Origin of the sequence: Corynebacterium tuscaniense (assembly GCF_008693065.1) — a bacterium.
Taxonomy (GTDB): Bacteria; Actinomycetota; Actinomycetes; order Mycobacteriales; family Mycobacteriaceae; genus Corynebacterium; species Corynebacterium tuscaniense.
Genome location: NZ_VXKH01000160.1, coordinates 1 through 689 on the forward strand (window position 1 = coordinate 1; position 689 = coordinate 689).

At 59.8% G+C, this 689-nt stretch carries 1 protein-coding gene and 1 pseudogene; both read left to right on the top strand.

Annotated features, from left to right (window positions below; genetic code table 11):
- Positions 1–430: F0F1 ATP synthase subunit B (locus F4V54_RS11035; RefSeq protein ID WP_150387162.1), on the top strand; the 430-nt coding region annotated here is incomplete at its 5' end.
- Between the two features lie 6 nt (positions 431–436).
- Positions 437–689: pseudogene (locus tag F4V54_RS11040) on the top strand (F0F1 ATP synthase subunit delta); the annotation flags it as partial.

Here is a 689-nt window from a genome sequence, read left to right on the forward strand (position 1 = left end):
GTTCGTTCTTCCGGCATACAACAAGATGCTCCAGGAGCGCGAGGACCGCATCGAGGGCGGCATGAAGCGTGCTGAGGCTCAGCAGGCTGAAGCTAAGGCTGCTCTCGAGAAGTACAACGCACAGCTTGCTGACGCACGTGCAGAAGCTGCAGAGATCCGCGAACAGGCGCGCGAGCGCGGCAAGCAGATCGAGGCTGAGGCTAAGACCCAGGCTGAGGAAGAATCCCGCCGCATTGTCGCCTCTGGCGAGAAGCAGCTGGAAGCTTCCCGTGCACAGGTCATCTCTGAGCTGCGTTCCGATATCGGACAGAACTCCATCAACTTGGCTGAGAAGCTGCTGGGCGGCGAACTATCTTCCGCTACCAAGCAGTCCTCCACGATTGACAACTTCCTGTCCGAGCTCGATTCTGTGGCACCGGCCGGAAAGTAGGCAACTATGAAGGCAGCTAGCCGCGAAGCCCTCGCACACGTAGAGTCCCAGCTGGATCAGATTCTGGCGCAGGACGATGCGATTGCGACGGCGGCACAGGCAGGTCTCGACCTTTTCGAGGTCGTTGATGTCCTTGATGCTGACCGCGAACTGCGCGTCGCGCTAACCGACGCCGCCGTTCCGGCTGCAAACCGCAAGTCACTGGTGCAGAACCTCTTCGGTGCAAAGATTGCTCCGGTCGCCACCCAGGTGTTCGAAT